Source organism: Vibrio sp. 1069 (assembly GCF_033340555.1).
Map to the genome: position 1 here is coordinate 1 of NZ_JAWOWP010001024.1, position 503 is coordinate 503.

Consider the following 503-nt stretch of genomic DNA (forward strand, 5'->3'; position numbering starts at 1 on the left):
CGAATGGCCCCGATGCGGACGTGGTCGTGGTGTACGCCAAAACAGATGCTGATGCGGGATCGCGCGGGATCACAGCGTTTATCGTCGAGCGCAGTTTTACCGGATTCAGTGACGCGCAAAAGCTCGATAAGTTGGGAATGCGAGGCTCAAACACATCTGAGCTCGTCTTCAACAATTGCAAAGTACCTAAAGAAAACATTCTCGGAGCACTCAATTGTGGCGTCGAAGTATTGATGAGTGGGCTTGATTACGAGCGCGTTGTTTTAGCTGCTGGCCCACTCGGCATTATGCACGCGTGTATGGATATCGTCGTCCCATACGTGCATGAGCGCAAACAGTTCGGCAAATCCATCGGCGAGTTTCAGCTTGTGCAGGGCAAATTGGCCGACATGTACTCACGTATGAACGCTGCAAAAGCGTACGTCTACACCGTCGCGGCGGCTTGTGATCGTGGTGAATGCACGCGCAAAGATGCCGCTGGGGTGATTTTGTACAGCGCAGAA

General features: G+C 52.9%; 1 protein-coding gene. It reads left to right on the forward strand.

Features of this window, described 5'->3' with window-relative positions; genetic code table 11:
• Nucleotides 1-503, forward strand: a 503-nt coding sequence (locus R7040_RS30390) for an acyl-CoA dehydrogenase family protein (protein ID WP_318098182.1), incomplete at both ends; no start/stop codon positions are given.